This is a genomic window from Agromyces humi, assembly GCF_009720255.1.
Lineage (GTDB): Bacteria > Actinomycetota > Actinomycetes > Actinomycetales > Microbacteriaceae > Agromyces > Agromyces humi.
On record NZ_WJSP02000391.1, the window covers coordinates 1 to 3,280 of the forward strand.

Annotated in this window: 5 protein-coding genes and 1 pseudogene; 2 read left to right on the top strand and 4 right to left on the bottom strand. The window is 72.6% G+C overall.

Annotated elements, in window-relative coordinates; genetic code table 11:
* Positions 1–533: pseudogene (locus GH736_RS19635) on the top strand (zinc-binding dehydrogenase); the annotation flags it as partial.
* 38 nt (positions 534–571) lie between these two features.
* Positions 572–943, top strand: a complete 372-nt coding sequence (locus GH736_RS19640; RefSeq protein ID WP_159606339.1) for a hypothetical protein — start codon at positions 572–574, stop codon at positions 941–943.
* Between the two features lie 18 nt (positions 944–961).
* Here the strand turns inward: GH736_RS19640 and GH736_RS19645 are convergent, their stop codons facing one another.
* The 4 genes from GH736_RS19645 to GH736_RS19660 all read right to left on the bottom strand — a co-directional run.
* Positions 962–1,441, bottom strand: coding sequence for a hypothetical protein (locus tag GH736_RS19645; protein ID WP_159606341.1), 480 nt, complete (start codon positions 1,439–1,441; stop codon positions 962–964).
* 75 nt (positions 1,442–1,516) lie between these two features.
* Positions 1,517–1,993 carry a cupin domain-containing protein gene (locus GH736_RS19650; RefSeq protein ID WP_159606343.1) on the bottom strand — a complete coding sequence of 159 codons (477 nt, stop codon included), beginning with the start codon at positions 1,991–1,993 and terminating at the stop codon, positions 1,517–1,519.
* Between the two features lie 129 nt (positions 1,994–2,122).
* The gene (locus GH736_RS19655) at positions 2,123–2,851 is read right to left on the bottom strand and encodes an MBL fold metallo-hydrolase (RefSeq protein ID WP_159606345.1); all 729 of its coding nucleotides are present in this window, start codon (positions 2,849–2,851) and stop codon (positions 2,123–2,125) included.
* Between the two features lie 13 nt (positions 2,852–2,864).
* A partial coding sequence (locus GH736_RS19660; protein WP_159606347.1) for a hypothetical protein occupies positions 2,865–3,280 on the bottom strand: 416 nt, incomplete at its 5' end.

The window sequence follows — 3,280 nt, forward strand, 5'->3', positions numbered from 1 at the left end:
GTCGGGCACGCGGCGATCCAGCTCGCCCGCTGGTCGGGCGCGCGCGTGATCACCACGGTGAGCTCGCCCGAGAAGGCCGCGCTCGCGACCGCGGCGGGCGCCCACCACGTCGTGAACTACCGAGAGGGCGATACGGCCGAGGCGATCCGCGAGCTCGCGCCCGACGGGGTCGACCAGGTCGTCGAGGTCTCCCCCGCACGCAATGCCGAGCTCAACGCGAGGGTGCTCGCGAACCACGGCACCGTCGCCGTCTACGCGACCGACGGCGGCGCCGAGATGACGCTCGACGTGCGCCACCACTTCGCGCTCAACGTGCGCGCTACCAGTTCCTGCTGCTCTACACGGTGGGCGACGCGGCCTTGGCTGCGGCCGCCGAGGACCTCGACCGGGCTCTCGCCGACGGCGCGCTCGACGTGGGCGAGGCTGCGGGCCTGCCGCTCACGAGGTTCCCGCTCGAGCGCACCGCCGACGCCCACGACGCGGTCGAGGCCGGCACCGTCGGCAAGGTGCTCATCGATGTCACCGACGCCTGACCTCACCCGGGCCGTGAGCCCGCGATAGGCTCGCCGCCGTGGCCGCCGCGATCGCCCTGACCGTCATCCTCGCCCTGCTCGCCGTCTTCCAGCTGGCGCTCGTGCTCGGCGCGCCGCTCGGGCGCTTCGCCTGGGGCGGCACCCATCGGGTGCTCCCCGCGCGACTCCGCATCGGCAGCGCCGTGTCGATCGTGGTCTCTGCGGTGATCGCGGTGCTCGCGCTCGACCGCGCAGGCGCGATCGACCTCGTGCCCGATATCGTGTCGACGGTCGGCATGTGGGTCGTCTTCGCCTACTTCGTGCTCGGCATCCCGCTCAACGCGATGTCGCGAAGCCGCCCCGAGCGATACACGATGACGCCGGTCGTCGCGGTGCTGGCGATACTGAGCCTCATCGTCGCGCTGTCCTGAGCGCGTCGCCGGTCAGGTTCAGTCCGCGACCCGCGTGTGCACCATCCGCCAGTTGATCGGCGCCCAGGTCGCACCGCCGTCGAACGAGAAGTCCTGTTCCCACACGGGATGCTCCGTCGCCGTCTCGATCCAGTGGAACCTCGCGAGGAAGGGGATGCCGTCGCGCTCCCCGGGCCCGACGAACGTGCCCACCCCGTCGTGGAAGCGCCCGCGCACCGGATCGTCGAGGACGCCCGGGTTGGCGGCGGACGCCCACCAGATCGCCCACTCGTCGGCGTCGGGCGAGTAGAGGCGGAGGGTGAAGCCGTTGAACGCCGTGCCGTCGTCGAGCGTGCCGACGGTCTCATCGGCCGTGCCGAGGCCGCCGAGGATCGGGGCGACGTCGGAGCTCGTCTCGAACGTGGTCCAGGTCGTGCACTCCGGGTCGAACGGGTCGGCCAGGCGCTCGTGCCGCACCGCCCATCGGCCGAGGATGAAGTCGAAGTCGGAGGTGCTCATGCCGTCACGCTACGGCGTCCCTGCGACATCCGCCGGGGACGTCCCAGGGTGAAGCCGGTCTGCGGCGCCCGCCGATCAGGCGTGCTGGTCGGGCTCGCCCTCCTCGGGCTCCACCGCCCACGACGGCGGCTCGTCCTTCCCCGACTCCTCGGCCTTCTCCGCGTCGTCGGAGGTGGGCTGCACGGCGCCGGCCGCGTGGTGCACGGGGGCGTACACGGTGTAGAGCCGCAGCGGCACGTCGCCGGTGTTCTCCACGTCGTGCCAGGTGCCGGCCGGCACCTGGATGCTCCAGCCGTCGCCGACGTCCTCCTGGAAGCTGAGGTCGTCCTTCGACGGGCCCATCTTCACGCGTCCGCGCCCCGCGTCGAGTCGCAGGAACTGGTCGGTCTCGGGATGCGACTCGAGGCCGATCGACTCGCCGACCGGGATCGACATCAGCGTGACCTGCAGGTACTTGCCGGTCCAGGCGACGGTGCGGTAGTTGGCGTTCTGCCTCGTCGCGGTCTCGATGTCGAAGGCGTTCGGCTCGGGCCCGTTGTCGGTGATGTCCATGGTGTCGCTTCCCCTTCCCACGATGGTCGGTCGACGGATGCCGCACGGCGGCGTTCCTCCTCGAGGCTAGCCATCCCCGCGCCGCTGGTGCAGGGGTTGCGCGCCGGGCCCGCGTGGTGGAACGGGCGGTCAGCCCAGGCGCAGCGAGGGCCCGTGGCCGGGCAGCATGACCGCGACCGGCAGCTCGTCGAGCACCTCGGCCATCGACGCGTGCGCCCGGGCGTCGTCGTGGTTGAACATGGGCGCCAGCACGTGCGGGCCGTGCTCCCGAGACGTCGGATGGCCCGTGACGATGCCGTCGCCGCTGATGAGCACGCCGTGGTCGGGCAGCCAGAACATGAGGTGGCCCGGCGTGTGCCCGGGCGTCGGGAGCGGAACGACCCGGTGACCGCTGAAGCGGCGCTCCCGGCCCGGCTCGATCGGGCGCGGATCGGGTACCCCCACGTCGGCGAGGCCGCCCGCGGCGATGGCGCGGGCCGTCCACGCCAGGACCGACGGCCGCCAGAGGCTCGGCAGCAGGTCTCCGACGCCCACCTGGTACGTCACCTCGCGCGTCACATTGGGCAGCTCGTCGGCCGACGCCATCACCGCGGCATCCGGCCATTCGGCCAGCAGCCCGCGAATGGCGCCGATGTGGTCGCTGTGCCCGTGCGTGACCAGCACGGTGGTGAGCTCGCCCCCGACGTCGTCGAGCACGCGGGAGACCCGGGCGAGGTCACTCGGGTAGCCGGCGTCGATGAGCGTGAGCGTGCCGTCACCCGACAGCACGGTCCAGTTCACGAGCGACGTCTGCACGAAGCGGATGCCCGGGGCGATGACCTCGATGGTCGGGCGGGTTCGGCCTGCGGCGCGCATCATGGTCGTCGTGTGGTCAGGACGTCTGGGCCACGATGGCCTGCGCCACGGCCGGCGCGCCGGCTCCCTGGATGGCGTAGACGGAGTCGGCGATGGCGAGGAAGGCGACTGCGGCGCGCCCGTCGGCGCCGTTCGTGAGTGCGCGAGCGTCGGCCGGGGCATCCGCCGGCTCGAACGGCATGAAGGCCGCGTTCGCGTCGGCCGCCGACAGCCGGTCGAAGAGCGGCCCGAAGCCGCGGGCGGTCGTGATCGTCAGCACGGGTCGTCCGTCGACCTGGACGTCGCAGGTGAAGGTGCGTGCGGCCGCGTCGACCGCCTCCTCGAAGGAGCCCGGCGCCGCGGCATCCGGCTCGCTCGCGACGAGCTCGGCTGCCGAGCCCTCGGGCACGTCGAGCGCGTCGAGGATTCCCGGCCCGTCGAGGCCCCCGTTTC

Bases quoted from the DNA above. Each gene is read 5' to 3' on its own strand.
- GH736_RS19645 (WP_159606341.1), bottom strand. From the start codon at position 1,441: ATGAGCACCTCCGACTTCGACTTCATCCTCGGCCGATGGGCGGTGCGG.
- GH736_RS19650 (WP_159606343.1), bottom strand. From the start codon at position 1,993: ATGGACATCACCGACAACGGGCCCGAGCCGAACGCCTTCGACATCGAG.
- GH736_RS19655 (WP_159606345.1), bottom strand. From the start codon at position 2,851: ATGATGCGCGCCGCAGGCCGAACCCGCCCGACCATCGAGGTCATCGCC.